Raw genomic sequence first — 19,191 nt, 5'->3', positions numbered from 1 at the left:
GGGAAAAAAATAATTTCAAGTCCCCATTATTGGGGAATTTAGGGGGCTGCCATCAATGGCAGGGCTTGTATCCTACGATGAAGTTAAAAACAGCTTTCTCTTCTAGTCATTGCAAAAATAATCAAGAGGAGCAAAGAAGTAGACAGAAAATTCATAACTCATAACCCTGTCCTCCTAACTCTGCGCTAATCCCATTCTAAGTAAAGACTTTCATAACCCCGGTTGGTCAATATTGGTAGATGATGTAGTTCTTGATTAGAAGTTATTCGTAAATTGGGTAATCTTTGAGATAGTACTTCCAAAGCAATTCTTACTTCTCTTCTAGCTAAGTTGGAGCCAGTACAGTGGTGAGTTCCGTGGCTGAATGCTAAATGGTCAACAGGAGCATCTTTGAATCTTTCGATATTGAACTTATCTGCGTTTTCGTATTTTTCAGAGTCGCGGTTTGCGGAACCGTAAAGTACTAATAAACGACTATCTTTAGGAATTTGTACTCCCGAAATTGTCACTTCTTGAGTTGTGACTCGAATCATTGATTGAGCTGGTGTATCGTATCGGAGTACTTCTTCTACAGCTATGGGAATCAACGATAGATTTTCATGTAAAGCTTGCCATGCTCCTGGGGTATCTAAAAGTAATTTCAATGCTTTACTGATTAAATTTGCACTGGTTTTATGTCCGGCTATAATCATTTCACATAGCATTAAAACTATTTCCGGTGTAGTCAAGTCGCTGGTTAATAATTGACTAATTAAATCGTTTCCAGGAGCGGAACGTTTTTGCTCGATTAAACTTGCTATATAATGCTGCAAAGAAACATAACTTTGAGCGCATTCTATTTGACGTTCTGGTGTTAATTTGGATGAAAAGAACATTGATATATCACTACCGCTCTTTTTCACCTGCTCCATTTTTTCTAAAGGTACCCCATACATAGTTAAGATAACTTCTAGGGGTAAGGGATGACCGAACTTCGAGACAATTTCTACACTGCCATCATTAATAAAATTATCGACCAATCTATTCGCGATCGCATAAATTGAACCTTCTACTTTCGCCAGTTTATCCGCAGCAAATACCTTGAGAAAAGGAGAGCGCAAACGTCTGTGTTTTTCTCCATCGCTATTAATTAAAGATACAAAAGGAAAACCTTGCTGTAATACTTTTCCGGCTTCCGGTGTCATATCTCCAGCAGTTTGTAGGCTCTTCGCTGAAGAATAGATTGTCGGATTTTTGAGTATATTAAGAACGTCTTCGTATTTTGTAATTACATAAGCATTGACTACGGAGCTATAGAATACAGGTTCTTGATTTCTAGCTATTTGAAAAAATGAATAAGGATTTTCCAATTGTGGTTCAACGAAAGGTTGATATTCTTTACCTGCATGAAAAGGACAGGTTTTAGTAGATTGTGTATTATTTTGTTGAATCATGATTAAGGTTAGAGGTTAAAGGTTAAAGGTCAAAGGTCAAAGGTTAGGAGTTAATAAATTTAATTTTCTCTATTACCCATTACCATTCGAGAATCAAACTTGTAAAACCTCTTGTCATCAAGGTAGGAATGTAATTCAATTCTTGATTTGGCTGAATTTTTAAATTGGGAATTCTTTTTGATAACAATTCAAAAGCAATTCTTGTTTCCATCAAAGCTAAACCCGAACCAATGCAGCGATGTACTCCATGACCGAATGCTAAATGGTCGGATGTTTGATTTTGGAAGCGTTTAATGTCAAATTCTGATGCATTTTGATAATGATTTTCGTCTCGATTTGCAGAACCATACATCAAAAATAATTTGCTATTTTCAGGAATTTTGACTCCTGCTATTTCAACTTCTTCGTTATTAGTCCGAATCATTGCAGGAATGGGAGCATCATATCTAAGTGCTTCTTCCAATACTGCGGGAATAATTGATGGATTTTCGCTAATTGCTTTCCAGTAACCGGGTTTCTCCAACAAGACTTTTAATGCATTCCCTATCAAATGAGAAGTTGTTTTATGCCCTGCAACTATCAAACCGTATAAAACGATTACCATATCAGGGGTTGTGAGTTCAGAATCGATGATAGTACTGATTAAATCATCTTTGGGAGCAAAGCGTTTTTCCTCAATTAAATTTGCCACAGCATATTGAATTGACACAAAGCTACGAGCGCATTCCAACTGTTCCTCTGGACTTAAAGCTGAAGAAAATAACTTTGTAGTTTGATAACCCCAATGTTTAAAATCTGGTATCATCTCTAAGGGTACACCGTAGAGAGTGAAAATTACTTCCAAAGGTAAGGGATAAGCAAATTTATCAAGGATGTCAACTCGACCATCATTAATAAAATTATCAATTAATCTATTAACTATTGCAGCAATAGAACCTTCCATCGATTTTAGTTTCGCCGGTGCAAATGCTTTTTGTAAAGGGGCACGTAAAAACTTGTGGCGATCGCCATCACTATTCACCAAATCGGAAACGAAGGGAAAGCCGGTACGTAAGACATCGATGGTTTCTTTTGTGTATTCTCCAATTGGCTGTAAATTATCTTTGGAAGAGTATTTAACCGAATCTTTGAGAATAGAAATTATATCGGAATAGCGAGTTATAACATAGCCACTCAATACCGAACTGTAAAATACAGGTTGTTCGCTTCGAGCAAAATCATAAAATGAATAAGGGTCTTCTAATTGAGGATTAACAAAAGGCTGATATTCCTCTCCAATTTTCTCTTTGTGAAAAGGACAACCTTGGATTTTGGATTGTGTTTTATCTTGTACATTCATAATTAATCTCTCTTAAATTTTAGATTTTGGATTATGTCCTTCGGACACGCTACGAAGAAAGGATTTTGGATTAAAAGAGTTAGTAATTCTTCCCTTTATCCCCTTATCTCGTTCCGTATCTCCCTCTGCTAAACAAGTAAAAGCAGGTTTTTTATCCTTAATGAATATCTAGGGGTAAGAAAATTCTATTTATGCATCAGATTGAAATTTTCAGAAAATCAACTCTATTTTTCTTTTTACTAGCCGAAGTTGACGGGGGAAGAGAGGGGTGTCCGTAGGATGGGGTCAGGTTCCGAGTGTATTGGACTCAACTGAAAGCTGCTATATAAATATTATTTCTGATTCATAGGACTTATGCTATTAGACCGGGAATTTTATTCTTGCTCAGGTGTAGGGTAAAGACCTCGGATGACTAGCAAAACTAATGGAACAGACCGCCAAGGAAAGTTTTCTCTCAATGCTGTAATATTTCGCAATTTTTCATTTTAGCAATCATTATCATTCCAAACTCTTTATTTAAAGCAGTAAAATGTTTTTTATATCAAAATATTATCTATATATACTTAATATTTCGCAAAATATAAGCTAAATCAATAATTGTATTAGCTTTGAGAATCGTGAATAAATATTAAGGATAATTTGGGAAAAAATTGCATTCTAAATTATTTTTTTTTCACTCATATTTAAAACAAAATTTACTCTACAACCCTTGTATTACAAGCTATACAAGATTTTACTTTCTTCATGAAAACCTTAGAAATAATTATCAAATGCTTATGAAGACATATTTTCAAAGACTGAATAACTGCATAAACAAAAAGACTAAAACTCTAAATAACTTACATGAAAATAAATTAGGAATTAATGGAGTCAGTTAAAATGATTAATGATTGGCATGTGGTAGCAAGCTCCGAGAATTTAGTAGAAGGTAAAATTCTCAAAGTCAGATTATTAGGACAAGATGTATTACTTTGGCGTAATGGTAAAGAAGCCTTAGCTTGGGAAGACCGTTGTCCTCATCGTGGAGCGAGTTTGTCAAAAGGATGGATTGAAAAAGATAATTTGGTTTGTTCCTATCACGGTCTTGCATTTAACGGTGAAGGTAAATGTTCTCATATTCCCGCTCATCCAGAGCAAATACCATCAAAGCGTTCAAAAGCTTGCGTTAAGACATATCACCTTCAAGAACGCTATGGAATGGTATGGGTTTGTTTGGGGATACCACAACAGGATGTACCGTTTTTAGCAGAGTGGGATAACCCCGAATTCTACAACAAAATTTTCTTTGATGGTGTTCTCCATCGTTCTAGCGCTCCACGTACTCTAGAAAATTTCATAGATATGAATCACGTTCCTTTCATACATAATGGGACCCTGGGGAATTCAGACTATCCAGAACAAGGTACCTACACAGTAGAACTCAAAGGAGATGGTATTCACATTCATGAAGTTAACACTTGGCAAGTTAACATGGATATAGATTCAGAAAGACAAGGAGACAACGACCCTGTAAACTTCCATGTTCTGCGTCCCCTAACCGCTTGCTTGCGTCGAGGAACTGAATCTCAACGTATGGCTATATTCTTTACTGTTACCCCTACAGAAGAAGAAGAGTGTTTAGTTTGGAGGTGGATGGTCTTTAACTATGAAGTTCCACACCAAGAATTTAAAAACTTTACATTTGCGGTCATTGAACAAGATATTCAAGCCATCGAATCTCAAAAACCAAAACGTTTACCCCTAAACTTGGCAGATGAATATCATTTACCTAGCGACCGCTCTACTATTACCTATCGTAAATGGTTAAAACAGTTGGGTGCGACTTTCGGTACTATTGCATAATATTGAGCATGGGGGATGGTTAATCCACCCCCCATGCCCAATTAACAATTATCAAACATGGTCGTGTCCCCACATTCCTTTTGCATCTCTGGGCGAACGAAACCCAACTTGTAAATGCTTTGGTCCATGGAAGACTATATTATTTGCCCATTCAATGGAATCTTCTTTCAATGTCAAATTAGGAAGTCTATTAATTAAAGTATTTAATGCAATGGTGACTTCTGCACGTGCTAAGGATGAACCCAAGCAATAATGTATTCCGCTTCCGAAACCAGAATGTTTCTTTGCTTCTCGTTCAAAGTTTAATTCGTCGGGGTTTTCAAATTGTTCCTCATCGCGATTTGCCGAACCCAAAATTAAATTAACGCTATCACCGCGTTTAATTACTTTACCGTCAATTTCAAAATCTTCATAAGCCCAACGGCTAATCATCTGTACCGGTGAATCATATCTTACCAACTCTTCTACTGCTGCTGGCATTAATTCCGGGTGCGATCGCAACAATTTTAGTTGTCTGGGATTACGCAATAGAGCCAATATTCCTTTACTAATCAAATTGACTGTGGTTTCATGACCCGCAGTTAATAAATGAATACATGTAGCTAATATTTCCTCGTCGTTTAATTTGTTACCTTCATCTCTAGCTTTAACTAAAGCCGTAATTAAATCCTTTCCTGGTTCTTGATGTCTTTTCGCAATTTCTTTTTTAAAATATTCAATAAACCCTTGCGTTGCTGCTTCCGCTTGTTCGTACACTTCCGGGGATGGAGTCAATCGGGAAGCACTAGCGTGTTGCAAAGCCAAAGCCCATTTTCTAAATAAAGGTCTATCCTTGGGGTCAACACCCAACATATCTGCAATAACCATAATTGGTAAAGGAAAAGCAAAGTCTTCAACTAAATCCATCTCACCTTGCAGATGAACTCTATCTAGCAGACAATCAGCGATTCCGATAATAGCAGGTCTGAGATTCTCTACCATTTTCGCAGAAAATACTTTATTTACAATAGTTCTTAATCTAGTATGAGTAGGTGCATCGCGGAACACCATCCAATTACTCACCATCGAACTAAATCCCCGATAAGCCTTTGGTACTGGTGCCCCTGCGCCATCATTTCTGACTTTGCTAGCTTCTCTACCAAACTTAGGACTTTCCATTACCTTCATTACATCCCGGTAGCGGAACAGATACCAAGCACCATCTAACTTAGGATTTGCTGCAACTCCCCAATGTACCGGATCTGCTTTTCTGTACCGACTGTAGTAAGGATAAGGATTGCTAATTACTTCTTTTACAAATGGATTTAATCTTTCGATTGTAGAAATTGACATTTTTCCCCGCAGATTTTTTAACTCGTTATTTATTCTTAGGGGTTGGGTGTCAGAGGATATGCAGATTTGGTATGGGTAATAGGAATAGATAGGAATAATAAAAAAACAAACCCATGTTAAATTTATTAAAGAAAGCAGCTTTACGAAAAAAATATCCGCAATACGTAAACCAACTAATCGCAGCTTCTACAAATACAAATTCAGTAGAAAGCTTAAAAAATAAACTTTTAATAGAACCCTTGAGCGAAAGAGAATTAGAAGTTTTGCATCATGTGTCGGTAGGTTTATCAAATCAAGAAATTGCTAATCAACTTTTCGTCAGTTTAGCTACGATTAAATGGCATACAAATAGAATATACGGCAAGTTAGGAGTCAAAAATCGTTCTCAAGCAGTTGCTAAAGCAAGAGAATTAGAGATTTTGTAATTTTGATTTTTTATTATTTTCCCTTTTATCTTTAAAAATATTTGGGCTTTTCAGCAAAAATATTATTAGTGGGATAGGTTCAAAGTCTCTACATTGTTGAGAAATAGCAACTATAGTGGTTTTAGTTAAATGCAATACAAATTCTACCTCACCTCCTCTCCTTATTAAAGAGAAGGGAAAGAGTAGATTTTACGCAAGTGTATTTGGTTTAAGTTAAACAAGCTACACAATTCAACCCATACTTAGAACTAAACTTTTGGTTAGTCTCTCATCGCTTCAAAAACGTCATAGTGGTTATGACAAGCCTTATTAGGGTTTTAAGGAAGTAATAATAATGAATTTTCCAGTCATTGCAGCAGGTTGTGCAAGTATCCTTGCATTGCTACAGGTGTTTTTAGCTGGTTTAGTTGGTTTTGCACGATTTAAACATAAAGTCGGGATTGGAGACGGAGGAAATGAAGTTCTAGCCAGAAAAATCCGCGTACACGGAAATCTAATAGAAAATGCGCCGATATTCTTGATTTTGCTGGCTCTGTTGGAACTTAGCGGTATTGATAAAACTACAGTAGCTATTTTGGGTGGAGTATTCATTCTTGCCAGAATCAGTCACGCTTACGCACTCAGTCGAACAACAAATCCTTTAACTCCTCTGCGTTTCCCATTGTAATTTCAGCCGCAATGCTTTTACACCACGTTTTTTCAAGTAAGTACTGGTAATTAATCAAATCCAAAATTGACTAATTTGTAACATGAAAAAATACGATGTAGCCATAATAGGTTCTGGAATTGCTGGTTCGACATTAGGAGCAATTCTGGCTCGTAACGGACTTTCTGTAATTATTTTTGAAGCTAATAATCATCCTCGTTTTGCAATTGGTGAGTCAATGATTTTGGAAACTTCGGAAACTATGCGAGCAATGGCAGAAATTTACGATATTCCAGAATTAGCTTTTTTTAGCTCGGAGAATTATTTCAATCATATTGGTACTTCTCACGGCATCAAACGTCATTTTAGCTATTTGCATCATACCGCGAATCAAGCTTACGATATACAAAAATGTTTGCAAGAAACAACTCTGGCATATATTAATTCGGCAGATGGATTAATTAGCAATGCTTACAAGTCTTTTGCGAATGAAAAATTATGGTCAATATATTTAGTTTTATGGCTGCTTGGTGCTTATTTAGAATTACTTAAATTAACTACCATTCGGGCTATAGCTAAAAATTCTAAGAATTATTATTTACAGTTAGTCAAATTAAAGTTAGTTGGTGGAGACTTTAGCGAGTTTAATGTCCTAACAGATGAAATTTATCGCACTATAGAAAATATTGATATAAATAAACCGTCAGAAGTAGAACGTTCTCTTTTAACTTCCGCAACGCGATCGCGATTTTCGGACAACCATAAATTAAGGGAGACGTAGCACTGCTACGTCTCTACAACAATTTTGGGTTATTAACAAAATATTTAATTATTCTTCGCGGTTGCCTATTTTGAAAGATTTGTAATTGGTAATGGAAGGTTAACATCAACACCACTACCAATTGTGATTTGAACATAATTAAGCTTTACGAGATTTGACATTGATGAATAAGCTGAAGATTGCTATTGAGATTACAGTTACAGCAGCACCGATGAAACAAACTGCTGCGATTCCCGAAATTCCGAAGAGGATTCCCGCAAAAACCGGGCCTATTGCTCTACCGATTGCTTGAATTGTGACGTTAAGAGACATGAAACCGGAGCGGTATTCTTGAGGAGCAAGTTTAGCGATGGAAGATTGTAAGGAAGGAAACGCTAGAGCTTCAACTAATCCAATTAAAACGCAAGGAATTACAAGCATCGGAATTGAATTAACTGTGGGGATAATACACAAAGCAACTGCAAAGATAACGAAAGATATTTGAATTAATTTGATTTCGGAAACTTTGTGAGCAAATAAAGTAACGAAGAAAGAGAAGACTGTCAACGATAAAGCATTTGTGGTTAATACCATTCCAATTACTGCACTACTTGCTCCTAATTTTTCCCCTGCAAAGACTGGAGTAAAGGTATAGAATGCTCCGAACTCGACCATGAACAAAGTAATTACCGCAAAAAACAACATTAAAACATTTCGATTGTTAATACTTTTGAGTATATTTTTAACGTAACTACCGAGTTGAAATTTTTCAGTATTCTTCTGTCTTTTAGGCAATCTAAGTTTTAAGCTGACTAACAATGCAACAGGAATTGCTAATAATGATAGTGCGAATGGGTATCTCCAATTCAAAGAAGCTAAAACACCTCCCAATATAGGATAAATAGTTGAACCAACACCAATTGCACCGGCATTCAAAGCCATTGCAGCCGTTAATTTTTTTCCACCATATAAACTACCAATTATTGCTAGTACTAAAGCTTCCAAAGAAGCACCACCAAGCCCTTGTAAAATTCGACCTTCAACTAAAGAGCGAAAGTTAGGAGCAAAAGCAGATAAAATACCACCCAAAGCGAAGATTAGCAAAGAAGGAATAATAATCTTTTTAAAACCAAACTTGTCAGCTAAAACCCCAAATATCGGAGTACCAAGTGCAACTGGAATTAAATAAGCAGCCATAATTAATCCAGATTGAGTAGAAGATATATTTAATCCTGTAGCGATAGTTGAAAGAACTGGACTTATACTGAACAAAGGCATAATTGCTATCATCGTAATAGTGACAACAATTAACAAATTTTTATCTTTAAAAATGCTATCTTTTGATTGAAATTCTTCTCTACCCGATTGAGAATTAATCGGTTTTAATGATGTAGTCATGGCTGTTATTTCCCTTGTAAAAATTCTTTGTTTGTTTCGTTGTTAATTCATAGGGAAACAAGAATTAGGTTTATGCATTTAATATCTTATTTCTCGTTTCTCGTTACAAGGCTCTGCCTTGTAATGCATATCCAGAGGCTCTGCCTCTTCTAAGACAAAAGCAGCTAGAATTCTTTCGGGATACTAGACGCGATAATCCAATTTTCTCTACACTGACAAATATTATCGGTAGGAATAATTTATGGTTGCATCTGTGAAACGAGTTGCTTTAATTGGTGGAACTCATGGCGGGGAGCTTACAGGAGTATTCTTAGTTAAGAAATTTCAACAATTTCCCCAAATGATTCAACGTCAGGGAGTTGAAACTATTGCTTTAATTGCAAACGAAAAAGCAATTGCGATGGGCAGAAGGTATATTGATACAGATTTGAATCGAACTTTCAAGCGTCAAGATTTAGAAAATCCCCAATTAAACAATCACGAGCAATTATTAGCAAAAAAACTTGCTCGACAAATAGAGCAAGAGGAAATCGATTTAATCATTGACTTGCACAGCACAACTGCCAATATGGGATTAACGATAATTTTGTGCGGTCGCAATCCTTATTTACTACGGTTGGCTGCATATTTAACGAAGATTAATCCTGAAGTTAAAATATTACTATATACGCTACAAAAAAATTCATCTCATTTAAGAAGTTTAGCAGAATTAGGCATCACCATTGAGGTGGGAGCAGTTGCAAATGGTATATTAGACGCGAAATTATTCCAGGAAACAGAAAAATTAATTTACAGTATTTTGGATTATATTCAAGCTGAGGAAAAAGAAAAACCCTTATCCGTGCCCCCCAGTTTTACTTACTATTCCGCAATCGGAACAGTTGATTTTCCCAGGGATGAGCAAGACAAAATTAAAGCTATGATTCACCCCCAACTACAGTTTAAAGATTACCAGCCATTGCATCCTGGTAATCCGATGTTTGTTACTTTTGACGGCAAAGAAATTTTTTATCAAGGAGAGGAGATAGTATATCCCGTATTCATCAACGAAGCTGCTTATTATGAAAAAGGAATTGCCATGTATTTAACCAAAGCATTTAGCAGTGAGCAGTGAGCAGTTTTCTTCCCTTTCTTCCCCCTCTCCCCTTTCCTCCTTCAACGAACAGTAGCCATACAGGTAATTTCCGTTCTCGCTCCCAGAGCTAAACCACTTGTACCAAAAGCACTGCGGGCAGGGAAGCGATTGTTGGGGAAGTAGGTTGAATAAACTTGATTCATCGCAGCCCATTCTTTAATATCAGCTAACATTACCGTACACTTGAAAACTTTATTAAAAGATGAACCATTACGTTCAAGAACTCGTTTAATATTTTCCATTGCTTGTTTAGTTTCGGCTTTGATTCCACCTTCTACTAACTTTTTTTCACCTGGAATATTGCCGATATTTCCGGAAAGATAAAGTATATTTCCGACACGTACAGCTTCTGAAAAAGGAACATTTAAAGATGTTGTATCCTCAGAATTCAGAAATTCAACGTAGCTTTGAAAACGTGGTTTTCTTTGTTGAGCTATGGTAATTGAACTTATAGCAATACTTGATAAAGCTACAGCAACTAATGGATATATAAATTTCTTCATGCTTTTTCTCAGAAATAGAAAGCTATAATATTATCTTTATTAAAGACTTATCATATTTGTCAGGGCTGGTAATTGGTAATTGGTAATAAACAACTATTTCATAATCAAATAGGAATGGCCGCAACTGGCACATTTTGCTTGTAGGGGAGACAAAAAGGGGTGTAGATTTTCTTCCCCCTTTATTGCCGTTGCTTGTACACAGATTAATTGTTAAGGGAATAATAAAGCAATCAGTGTACGGCACCACCCACGTTGTGTGACACTTGCGACCATTCCTGTCAAAAAGAAAAATTTATATAACGGGTTTAATTCCAACCCGCTATAGTTCAGTTTAGATTAAACAGGAGCGCCTAATTTCATCCCAGTTTCGGCTCCGACAACTCCATCTACATTCAAACCATTATCCTTTTGAAATGATTTGACTGCATTTTCAGTGTATTCATCAAAATTTCCATTAACGCTAACTTCATATCCTTTTGCAGATAAGTCTGCTTGTAAACGTTCTACATCAGAACCATTCATTCCACGACTTAAAGCTCGAGGTGCCATTGTAAAATTCTCCTTTTTAATTGATTAACAGTTAACTGTGATAGTCAACTTGCAGTTTCATTAAATATCTAGGGACAGGGTTTCTTCACTTATGCACTCAAGTGAAATAATTTGATGAAAATAGCTTCTCTCTAATACTCTTTTTCATTAACTCTGAGTGGTATATAGTAATTAAAATATTTTCTACCCCCTCTACCTCTTCTACCCCCTCTACCTCTTCTTCCCCCTTACCCACCAATTTTCATGAAACCAAGCAATAGAGATTTCAAAATCTCTTTCCTTTTTGCAGAGAGATTTATAGGGAACTTTTTAATTTGAGCAATTACTTTTAGTCTAAATTATTGCATAAGTAATAACACTGAAGACATCTGCTTGATAAAAGCTTAAAAAAGACATTGAATCGGCTTATATATTTATTTAGTTAAGTTGTTTCAGATGAATACAAGCAAAGTTGGTTTAACAAGCGCCGTCAAACCACTGAAAAATCAAAAATTTGCTCGTATTTTGGGTATAAATATTCAAATATTTTTATATTGGTAATGCATAAAAACAACATACGTAATAATACAGCCAATTTATTGTCATATTTTTGTTTAAGTATAAATCTAACAATTTCCCTCTTAATTACTACAATTTCCTGGCAAAAACCCGTATTTGGCACAATACATCAAGAAGATTATTTATCTGAAGTTAGTTCGATTTCCGATAGCTCGGCAAAAATTTCGTCTTCTTATAATCTAAAGAATTATTCCGAACTAACTAAAGCTGAAAAACAACGACTGCTACAACCCGTTCGCTTGTCTTCCAAATTATTGACAGGAAAAGAAGAAGCTCCATCAGTAGCAGATAAATTGCGTGCGTATAAAAAACAATTTACCCAAAAAATAGCTCAAACAGACTCTTCTGAAGTTATAGGAGACACTTTGGGAGAAGCGAATAGATTACGCCAAGAACTTTTAATCGATCCAATCGCTGTAGATGGGGTTAGTTTTGGTGGCGCGCCCGGTTCTACGGCAGGTACACCTTCTGCTTACGGTGCAAGTTGGGGACAAGCTTATATAGGTGGTGGTTTATTTTTTCCTTTAGAAGATGGGCGCACCGATGGCTCTTTATCAGTTGGTTTTGGTTTGGGAGACGCAGTTAAAAGTGTAGGTGTTGAAGTTAATGCCAATATTACTAGCGTTGGCGGTGGTGATAGTGACTTTGACTTTGGAGACAGCGGTACTTTAGGGGTTAAAGTCCATAAATACCTTGGCGACGGTGCAGCAGTTGCTGTTGGTTACTCAAATCCCGTGACTTGGGGAGATTCCAATAATGCCAAAGACACAATCTACGGAGTAGTTACCAAGTCATTTGATTTGCAACCGAATGACCCAGATAATACAATGCCTCTAACCGTTTCCGTGGGTGTAGGCAGCGGTACTTTTCGTTCCAAAGGGGCACTTAGAGCCGGTGATAATTCCGCCAATGTTTTCGGCAGTATCGGTATCAGAACTGCTCCAGAAGTCGCTTGGGTAAGTAGTTGGACTGGAAATCGGTTAAATATAGGTGGCTCTTTTGCTCCCCTCAAACAAACTCCTATAGTCATTAACGCTATATTTACCGATGTTACCGATAACTTAGATGACGGTATTGGTATCAGCTTGAGCGCGGGTTATGCGATTAAGTTTTAGCTCTAACATATTGGCGTTGCTGAATTAAACATAAATATAACAATCATGAAAAAGCAAAAATTATCTTTAAACTTGAGTTTAGCGTTAATAATGGTGGCTTCTTTAATGAGCGCTATGCCTACAAAAGTTAATGCTGGTGAAGGAGTAGTTAATGGAAGCAGCGTAGACTCCTCTAGTTTTGGTGGTGGGAACTTTAATCGTGGCAATAGTTCTAGTGTTCAAATAAATGTATCAGCAGCAGGGCAAGTAAATTTGAATGCAGTTGCGATTAGAGTAATTAACCAAGTCGCAATTGATGAAGCCGTTGGCACTAGTGGCGGTGAAAATATTAGCAGTTCCGATGATAAAACCAATAGTACTAATGATGGTAATTTTGACGACATTATTAGGATAGATAGTGCAGAGCTTTCTCCCACTGCTGCTGTTGTCGCTATCCTCACAGCTAGAACAGATTCTCGTAGAGTACAAAATTTCCTTGAAAAAGCTGGAGTAAATTCGCGATTAATTCAAAGACTTACCAAGTCTATGCAGCGAATGATTCGCATACAAAACAATCAGACGAATGTAGATATTAATAAATTCAGCGCGACTATCAACGCCTACAACGCAATAATTAAGCAAAGCGATATCGAAACTCTGAAAAAACTTGCTGCCGATCCAGAATTTATGGCAACCCGTAGTATTCTCAACCAATTCAGAACTGCTTTAAAATAATTAAGTCATGAGGGGTAGTAACAAAACAATAATTCTTCCCCCTCTCTAGCTTTACCCGGCAATCTTGGCTTGTTCGAGTACTAAGCTGAGGGCTTGTTCTAAGTGAAGGATATGTTCGCTACCTTTAGGAATTTGTAGGTTGGGTTAGACACCAAAATGAAGCTTGATTTGAACGATTATTTTATTCATGGTGTCGTAACCCAACATCAATATTAATGACAATTTCGGTTTGCGTAAGTCCCCAACCCCACTAAAGCAGTGGCTTAGTATTTCCCCATCTCTTCTCCACCCGATAATTCTGGTTTGCTCAAGTACCAGGGTTATTACTAATTCGAGGTTCGCGTTTCATTGTCCAAAACTGGACGGGTTCTTCGCCAACTCTAAGGATTTCAAAACCATGTCTTTGATAAAAGCGAACAGCCCCATGTGTATCTGTTTCTAGATAACAAGGTAAGCCTTGTTCATCTGCCTGTTTGAGAATCGGTTGAATAAGTGAACCACCAATTCCTTGTCCTTGATAATCGGGTGAAACTCCCAATCCAAGCAGATACCAATGGGGTACAGACATATCTTGTTTGTGGTATTTTTCAAGTAATCTAAATACGCTAAAGTTTCTCATTCTTTTCAAACCAATCTGGAAAGGAAGTTTGTAAAATCCTGCGAGTAGAAATCTTAGAGGATTTATAGGGTAATCTGCTGGTGGAATCCAAACTGCAATCCCTTTAAGTTCGGGAGTGGTATATGTAGAGTGATGAGGCTGACAATACCGTAAGATATTTTTCCATAAACCATACAATAATTTATCTTTACCCTCTTGAGGCAGCACATGCTGAAAAAATGGATCTTGATTGAATGCAGTAGCAAGAATTTGAGATGCTTTGTCAATTTGGGATTTTTCTAGTTGGATAATTTCAGAAGTCATCATGTTTTTACCTCGTAAATAAATTAAAATTTCTTTTCTTCTACTCTGGAGCAAACATCAACTTATGCTCAAAAGTGAACTTTGCTCACATTTAAATAATATGAGTTCAGTTCATGTTTTGTCAATGGCGTATAGTAAAAATTTTTTCAGTAGTTATTCGTAGGTTGGGTTAGACACCAAAATCAAACTTGATTATTACGAGAATTTTTCCTATGGTGTCGTAACCCAACATAAATATTGAAGATAAATCAAAATATCCCGCATTATTTACAACTACTAACAATGTTGGGTTACGACGCTATATAAATTCTTAACTCAAACCTAAATTATAAAAGCGTCTAACCCAACCTACAAATCTATAAATCTAATATCAATGATTAGGGATAAAAAAAGATTGAAACACCCCTCTACTTAACAAGCAGAGGGGAAGGGGTGAGGTTATTTAAACGTTTGTAACTTCTACTTCATCGACTCCCTGCAACTGTTTTGTTCCAATTTCCTTGTTACCGGAAAAGTCTCGTAACAATCCCATCAATGCAGGTACTACTGTAGGTGTAAGAATCGTGGAAAATGCCAAACCTCCCGTCAACACAATTCCCAATCCTTGATAAAGTTCTGCACCTTTCCCCGGTATCACGGCTAATGGTAACATTCCCAAGACACTGGTTCCTGCTGACATGAAAATTGGACGCAATCTGTCTTTTACTGCTAAATACAAGGAGTCATTATAGCTTTTACCTTCTTGCTGTAATTGTAATGACCTATCTACAAGTAGGATGGCATTATTCACCACAACTCCAGTCAAAATTACAAATCCCAATCCGGTAATCATATCCAAGGGAACTACTACGCCGGGAATGGTATTTGCCAGAATTAAACTCAACAATGCTCCCGATATTCCCATGGGTACCGTCGCCATAATCAAAACCGGGAAACTAAAGGAGCGATATAAGGCAACAAGTAGTAAATAGGTAATTAATAAAGACAAAACAAAAGTTGAACCCAATTGCATTAATGTTTCCGATAGCACATCGGCAGAGCCTGCTAATTCGGCACGGAAACCCGTTGGTAAAGTTTCGCGTAAGGGTTCTAAAATTTGCTGTTCTGTTTGCTCGATCAATTCACCCAAAGGTGCTTCTCTAGAAACGTTGACGGTGAGAGTTATCGAACGTTCTAAGTCTACATGATTAATTGCATCTGGCCCGGTGGCTTCCACAACTTGGGCAACGTCGCTAAGCTGTACTTGTCTGCCGTTACCAATATTTAACGGTAATTGCCGTAGTTGTTCTGGTGTTTCTACTGATGTATTTTGCAACTCCACGGTGACATCAAGTTCCCGTTTCCCATCGGTAAATTCGGAAGCCCGCAAACCTCCCAAGGCTGCTTCGACAACTGCACCCAATTCAGCTTCCGATAATCCGACTTCTGCTAACCTAACTCGATTGGGGATAACTTGTAATTCTGGCGCTCCGGTGACAAAGTTAGAGCGGGCGTTTTGTACTCCTTCTAATCCTCGTAATTGCTGCATTACTTGCTGCTGCAATTGATTTAACTGTTCTAAATCTTGTCCGACAATATTAACTTCAAATTCTTTACCTGGATCGCGAAAAATTGATACTCGTCGGGGTACTAGAAAACGATATCCGGGAAAGTTACCCCCCTGCTTCCTAAATCTATCAACAATTTCATCAAGCTTGTTACCAGTTGCTTGCTCTGGTTCGACAAAAGCGGCGATCGCTCTTAAGCCATTACGATGAACGTAAAGACTCCGCATGATTTCCGGTTGCTCGCTGACGAAATCTCTAGGTCCTTGGGAAAGTTTAATGGCTTCGGGTATGCTAGTTCCGGGGAATGGTTGTGCTAGCCATAATATCAAGTTGCGGTTGCCTTCGGGGAGGTAATCTGCTGGGGGTAGGAGTTGAAAACTGATAAATAGTAAGGTAACGGGAATTGCTAATACTATCAAACGTCTACCTTTACGTCCGACTCCTATTGACCAACTTACCGTAGCAAGGAGAAAATTTTCAAATCGACGTTGGAAGAAAAGGAATATTTGGGAGACTTTGGTTATTAGATTTTGGATCGCTAAAAACCCATTCCGGAAAAACCTCACCCCCTTTCCCTCTCCTTGGTAAGGAGAGGGGTGTCCCTTAGAGCGTGGTGAGGTATTTGTTGGATTTGGGATGATTTGATCGGAAGCAATTAGTAAAGAATCAATTTGTTGATTATTCCTTCTTTCTCCCCCTGTTCCCTGCTCCCTGCTCCCTGCTCCATTATTTCCCATTCCTTGCAATATCCGTTGTGCTTCTGCTTGGTTGAGAAATAACCCGGAGAGCATCGGAACTAAAGTTAATGCTGCAAATAAAGAAAATAATACCGATGCGGAAAGTCCAATACCAATATCAAAAAATAATTGTCCCGCTTCTCCCTGAACTAATACAATTGGCGCAAATACTGCAATAGTTGTCAAAGTGGAAGCCAACATTGCACCACCAACTTCTTCGGTACCTTCGATAGCTGCTTTAACTGGTGATTTACCCATTTGCATATGAGTAAACACATTTTCCAACACCACGATGGCATTATCAACCACCATCCCCACAGCGAATGCCAAACTAGCTAAACTAATTACATTTAAAGAACGTCCTAAAGCTGCAAATACAATAAATACTGTAATTAAAGTTGTAGGAATCGTGATTGCAATAACAGCAACCGTCCGTAAAGAGCCAAGAAATAGTAATAAAATTAACGCTGCTAACACAGCACCCATCATCAAATTCCCTTGCACAAAAGAAATCGATTGATTGATATAGTCATTTTCATCATAGGGAATATCAAAAGTAATACCTTCCCCTTCCCTATCAAACCGCTTTTCTAAATCTACTAATGCTTGCCGAATGCCTTGAGATATTTCCGGTACGTTGGCATTTGGCTGACGAACAATTCCCACCGCAACCGCCGGTTTATTATCTCTAATTAAAGCCCTATCTTGAATTTTTCTCCCCATTTGAGCTTTAGCAACATCTCGTAAATAAACCGTTCCCGATTCATCCCGACGCAGCACAAAATCTTCTAATTGCTTCACATCCGTCGAACGACTCACAGTTCTAACTCGATATTCCCTTCTTCCCAACACTAAGGGACCACCGCGAATATCTCGGTTATTACTACGCAGCGCATTGACTACATCACCAATAGTAAGATTGCGGTCGGCTAAAGCTTTAGGATCGACAACAACTTCTACTTCCCTTTCCCTACCACCAGAAACCAGAAATTGCCCCACACCTTGCACTTGACGGAATCTTGGTACAATGACATCATCAACCAAATCCCGATAATGTTCGTCATTCGGCGTAAAACCTTCTTTCGCAACCAGTATCGTCCACATCATCGGACTACTGCTACCGCTGACAATTTCTACATCAGATTCCCCAGCTTCCGGTGGTAATGCTTCAACTTGCTGGAGTTTATTCAAAACATCCACTAACCGTCTATCTATATCGCTATCCCAATTAAATTCTAAATTGATAGTACTAATACCAGAAGCACTACTACTAGTAACTTCCTGGATTCCTTGTACTTCTTCCAACCTTTCCTCTATTGGACGAGTAATTAACTCCTCAACTTCCCTAGGGCTAGCACCAGAATAACTAGTACTAATTGTAATTTCCGGGCGATCGCCACCAGGGCGCAATTCCAAAGGCAGACTTAATAAAGATAAAACACCGAATAGTGCCAAAATACAGAATAAAACAAAAGTTCCATGTCGCCAACGGACGGCAGTTTTAATTAAACTCATTATTAGTAGTTAGTTGTTAGTAGTTAGTTGTTAGTGGTTAGTGGTTATTTGTGAATCCCAACCATCAAAAAATCAACCATCCGTGAAATCAGCGAAATCCATTTAATCCGTGTTCGTTGTTAGTTGTTAGTGGTTAGTGGTTACTTGTTAATCCCAACCATCAAAAAATTAACCATCCGTGAAATCAGCGAAATCCATTTAATCCGTGTTCGTTGTTAATTGTCTCCCCATCTTCACAGTCAAAAATTTATCTTTATCTCGTAATAGAAATAAAGCAATCAATCCACCCAAAGCAGGAACAGCAGCCCAAAATAAAGTATTTGGACTTTCGTAGGGATTAAATAACTGTTTATAAGTTGATAACACCGAAAAAAGATGCATTCCTAAAATGGCTCCATAAGTCCAGGTTTTAAATAAACCGATTAGAAATGCTAGGACAAGTAGAGTTTGAATTGTACCTGCTACATAGGAAAATACAGAAGATACTTCTAAAAAATAGAACTTAGAAAATATACCTTGAGTTGATTCTGGCTGAATTATTTTTCGTAAAGACCAAACCAGAAAAAACATTGCTGTGGAAATGCGAATAACCGCTAAACTAATCTGAATTTTTCTTTCATCTGTCATTGTTCTTACCTATTTTTGAAACGCAAAGGTACGCAGAGGATTTCGCAAAGGTACGCTGAGGAGGAATAAGGAGAGAAAGAGTTTTTAGGATAAG

The 19,191-nt window shown here is 37.5% G+C and carries 16 protein-coding genes; 7 read left to right on the top strand and 9 right to left on the bottom strand.

From position 1 onward, the window contains the following. Nucleotides 1–185: 185 nt before the first annotated feature. Complete coding sequence (locus tag RIV7116_RS21760; RefSeq protein ID WP_015120474.1) at nucleotides 186–1,433, bottom strand: cytochrome P450; 1,248 nt, start codon at nucleotides 1,431–1,433, stop codon at nucleotides 186–188. A gap of 79 nt (nucleotides 1,434–1,512) precedes the next feature. Continuing rightward, nucleotides 1,513–2,772, bottom strand: a complete 1,260-nt coding sequence (locus RIV7116_RS21755; protein WP_015120473.1) for a cytochrome P450 — start codon at nucleotides 2,770–2,772, stop codon at nucleotides 1,513–1,515. 879 nt (nucleotides 2,773–3,651) lie between these two features. On the opposite strand from RIV7116_RS21755, the gene RIV7116_RS21750 reads away from it, so the two are divergent. Then, nucleotides 3,652–4,614 carry an aromatic ring-hydroxylating dioxygenase subunit alpha gene (locus RIV7116_RS21750; protein ID WP_198287545.1) on the top strand — a complete coding sequence of 321 codons (963 nt, stop codon included), beginning with the start codon at nucleotides 3,652–3,654 and terminating at the stop codon, nucleotides 4,612–4,614. A gap of 51 nt (nucleotides 4,615–4,665) precedes the next feature. Here the strand turns inward: RIV7116_RS21750 and RIV7116_RS21745 are convergent, their stop codons facing one another. After that, complete coding sequence (locus tag RIV7116_RS21745; RefSeq protein WP_015120471.1) at nucleotides 4,666–5,946, bottom strand: cytochrome P450; 1,281 nt, start codon at nucleotides 5,944–5,946, stop codon at nucleotides 4,666–4,668. A 113-nt stretch (nucleotides 5,947–6,059) separates the two neighbouring features. Between RIV7116_RS21745 and RIV7116_RS21740 the strand changes: the two genes are divergently transcribed. The 3 genes from RIV7116_RS21740 (at nucleotide 6,060) to RIV7116_RS21730 (ending at nucleotide 7,798) form a co-directional block, all read left to right on the top strand. After that, nucleotides 6,060–6,371 (top strand): response regulator transcription factor, encoded by a 312-nt coding sequence (locus tag RIV7116_RS21740; protein WP_015120470.1) that lies wholly within the window; start codon nucleotides 6,060–6,062, stop codon nucleotides 6,369–6,371. Nucleotides 6,372–6,705: 334 nt separating this feature from the next. Continuing rightward, nucleotides 6,706–7,038, top strand: coding sequence for an MAPEG family protein (locus RIV7116_RS21735; RefSeq protein WP_015120469.1), 333 nt, complete (start codon nucleotides 6,706–6,708; stop codon nucleotides 7,036–7,038). Nucleotides 7,039–7,120: 82 nt separating this feature from the next. Continuing rightward, complete coding sequence (locus RIV7116_RS21730) at nucleotides 7,121–7,798, top strand: NAD(P)/FAD-dependent oxidoreductase (protein ID WP_015120468.1); 678 nt, start codon at nucleotides 7,121–7,123, stop codon at nucleotides 7,796–7,798. A gap of 138 nt (nucleotides 7,799–7,936) precedes the next feature. Here RIV7116_RS21730 and RIV7116_RS21725 read toward each other — a convergent pair whose 3' ends face one another. Then, a complete protein-coding gene (locus tag RIV7116_RS21725; protein ID WP_015120467.1) occupies nucleotides 7,937–9,175 on the bottom strand; it encodes an MFS transporter in 1,239 nt (412 codons plus the stop codon). Between the two features lie 241 nt (nucleotides 9,176–9,416). On the opposite strand from RIV7116_RS21725, the gene RIV7116_RS21720 reads away from it, so the two are divergent. Next, a complete protein-coding gene (locus tag RIV7116_RS21720) occupies nucleotides 9,417–10,289 on the top strand; it encodes an aspartoacylase (RefSeq protein ID WP_015120466.1) in 873 nt (290 codons plus the stop codon). A 41-nt stretch (nucleotides 10,290–10,330) separates the two neighbouring features. On the opposite strand, the gene RIV7116_RS21715 is transcribed toward RIV7116_RS21720, so the two are convergent. After that, nucleotides 10,331–10,813 carry a RidA family protein gene (locus RIV7116_RS21715; RefSeq protein WP_015120465.1) on the bottom strand — a complete coding sequence of 161 codons (483 nt, stop codon included), beginning with the start codon at nucleotides 10,811–10,813 and terminating at the stop codon, nucleotides 10,331–10,333. A gap of 336 nt (nucleotides 10,814–11,149) precedes the next feature. Next, nucleotides 11,150–11,362, bottom strand: a complete 213-nt coding sequence (locus RIV7116_RS21710) for a peptidoglycan-binding protein (protein ID WP_015120464.1) — start codon at nucleotides 11,360–11,362, stop codon at nucleotides 11,150–11,152. 539 nt (nucleotides 11,363–11,901) lie between these two features. Here RIV7116_RS21710 and RIV7116_RS21705 point away from each other — a divergent pair. Next, nucleotides 11,902–13,035: a hypothetical protein gene (locus tag RIV7116_RS21705; protein ID WP_015120463.1), complete on the top strand. Its 1,134-nt coding sequence runs from the start codon at nucleotides 11,902–11,904 to the stop codon at nucleotides 13,033–13,035. 45 nt (nucleotides 13,036–13,080) lie between these two features. After that, nucleotides 13,081–13,749, top strand: coding sequence for a hypothetical protein (locus tag RIV7116_RS21700; protein WP_015120462.1), 669 nt, complete (start codon nucleotides 13,081–13,083; stop codon nucleotides 13,747–13,749). A 307-nt stretch (nucleotides 13,750–14,056) separates the two neighbouring features. Here RIV7116_RS21700 and RIV7116_RS21695 read toward each other — a convergent pair whose 3' ends face one another. The 3 genes from RIV7116_RS21695 to RIV7116_RS21685 all read right to left on the bottom strand — a co-directional run bounded on the left by RIV7116_RS21695 (nucleotide 14,057) and on the right by RIV7116_RS21685 (nucleotide 19,097). Next, the gene (locus tag RIV7116_RS21695) at nucleotides 14,057–14,674 is read right to left on the bottom strand and encodes an N-acetyltransferase (protein WP_015120461.1); all 618 of its coding nucleotides are present in this window, start codon (nucleotides 14,672–14,674) and stop codon (nucleotides 14,057–14,059) included. Nucleotides 14,675–15,113: 439 nt separating this feature from the next. Then, nucleotides 15,114–18,470: an efflux RND transporter permease subunit gene (locus RIV7116_RS37080; protein ID WP_015120460.1), complete on the bottom strand. Its 3,357-nt coding sequence runs from the start codon at nucleotides 18,468–18,470 to the stop codon at nucleotides 15,114–15,116. Between the two features lie 198 nt (nucleotides 18,471–18,668). Continuing rightward, entirely contained in the window at nucleotides 18,669–19,097 is a 429-nt protein-coding gene (locus RIV7116_RS21685; RefSeq protein WP_015120459.1) for a DoxX family membrane protein, read from the bottom strand. Nucleotides 19,098–19,191: the final 94 nt, after the last annotated feature.

It is taken from the genome of Rivularia sp. PCC 7116 (genome assembly GCF_000316665.1).
Lineage (GTDB): Bacteria > Cyanobacteriota > Cyanobacteriia > Cyanobacteriales > Nostocaceae > Rivularia.
The sequence above is the reverse complement of the archived record's forward strand: the minus strand, read 5'-3'. Positions and strand labels throughout refer to the sequence as shown.

What these genes read in the sequence shown, in the direction of transcription:
- RIV7116_RS21760 (WP_015120474.1), bottom strand. Translation starts at nt 1,433, where the DNA reads ATGATTCAACAAAATAATACACAATCTACTAAAACCTGTCCTTTTCAT.
- RIV7116_RS21755 (WP_015120473.1), bottom strand. Translation starts at nt 2,772, where the DNA reads ATGAATGTACAAGATAAAACACAATCCAAAATCCAAGGTTGTCCTTTT.
- RIV7116_RS21750 (WP_198287545.1), top strand. Translation starts at nt 3,652, where the DNA reads ATGATTAATGATTGGCATGTGGTAGCAAGCTCCGAGAATTTAGTAGAA.
- RIV7116_RS21745 (WP_015120471.1), bottom strand. Translation starts at nt 5,946, where the DNA reads ATGTCAATTTCTACAATCGAAAGATTAAATCCATTTGTAAAAGAAGTA.
- RIV7116_RS21740 (WP_015120470.1), top strand. Translation starts at nt 6,060, where the DNA reads ATGTTAAATTTATTAAAGAAAGCAGCTTTACGAAAAAAATATCCGCAA.
- RIV7116_RS21735 (WP_015120469.1), top strand. Translation starts at nt 6,706, where the DNA reads ATGAATTTTCCAGTCATTGCAGCAGGTTGTGCAAGTATCCTTGCATTG.
- RIV7116_RS21730 (WP_015120468.1), top strand. Translation starts at nt 7,121, where the DNA reads ATGAAAAAATACGATGTAGCCATAATAGGTTCTGGAATTGCTGGTTCG.
- RIV7116_RS21725 (WP_015120467.1), bottom strand. Translation starts at nt 9,175, where the DNA reads ATGACTACATCATTAAAACCGATTAATTCTCAATCGGGTAGAGAAGAA.
- RIV7116_RS21720 (WP_015120466.1), top strand. Translation starts at nt 9,417, where the DNA reads ATGGTTGCATCTGTGAAACGAGTTGCTTTAATTGGTGGAACTCATGGC.
- RIV7116_RS21715 (WP_015120465.1), bottom strand. Translation starts at nt 10,813, where the DNA reads ATGAAGAAATTTATATATCCATTAGTTGCTGTAGCTTTATCAAGTATT.
- RIV7116_RS21710 (WP_015120464.1), bottom strand. Translation starts at nt 11,362, where the DNA reads ATGGCACCTCGAGCTTTAAGTCGTGGAATGAATGGTTCTGATGTAGAA.
- RIV7116_RS21705 (WP_015120463.1), top strand. Translation starts at nt 11,902, where the DNA reads ATGCATAAAAACAACATACGTAATAATACAGCCAATTTATTGTCATAT.
- RIV7116_RS21700 (WP_015120462.1), top strand. Translation starts at nt 13,081, where the DNA reads ATGAAAAAGCAAAAATTATCTTTAAACTTGAGTTTAGCGTTAATAATG.
- RIV7116_RS21695 (WP_015120461.1), bottom strand. Translation starts at nt 14,674, where the DNA reads ATGATGACTTCTGAAATTATCCAACTAGAAAAATCCCAAATTGACAAA.
- RIV7116_RS37080 (WP_015120460.1), bottom strand. Translation starts at nt 18,470, where the DNA reads ATGAGTTTAATTAAAACTGCCGTCCGTTGGCGACATGGAACTTTTGTT.
- RIV7116_RS21685 (WP_015120459.1), bottom strand. Translation starts at nt 19,097, where the DNA reads ATGACAGATGAAAGAAAAATTCAGATTAGTTTAGCGGTTATTCGCATT.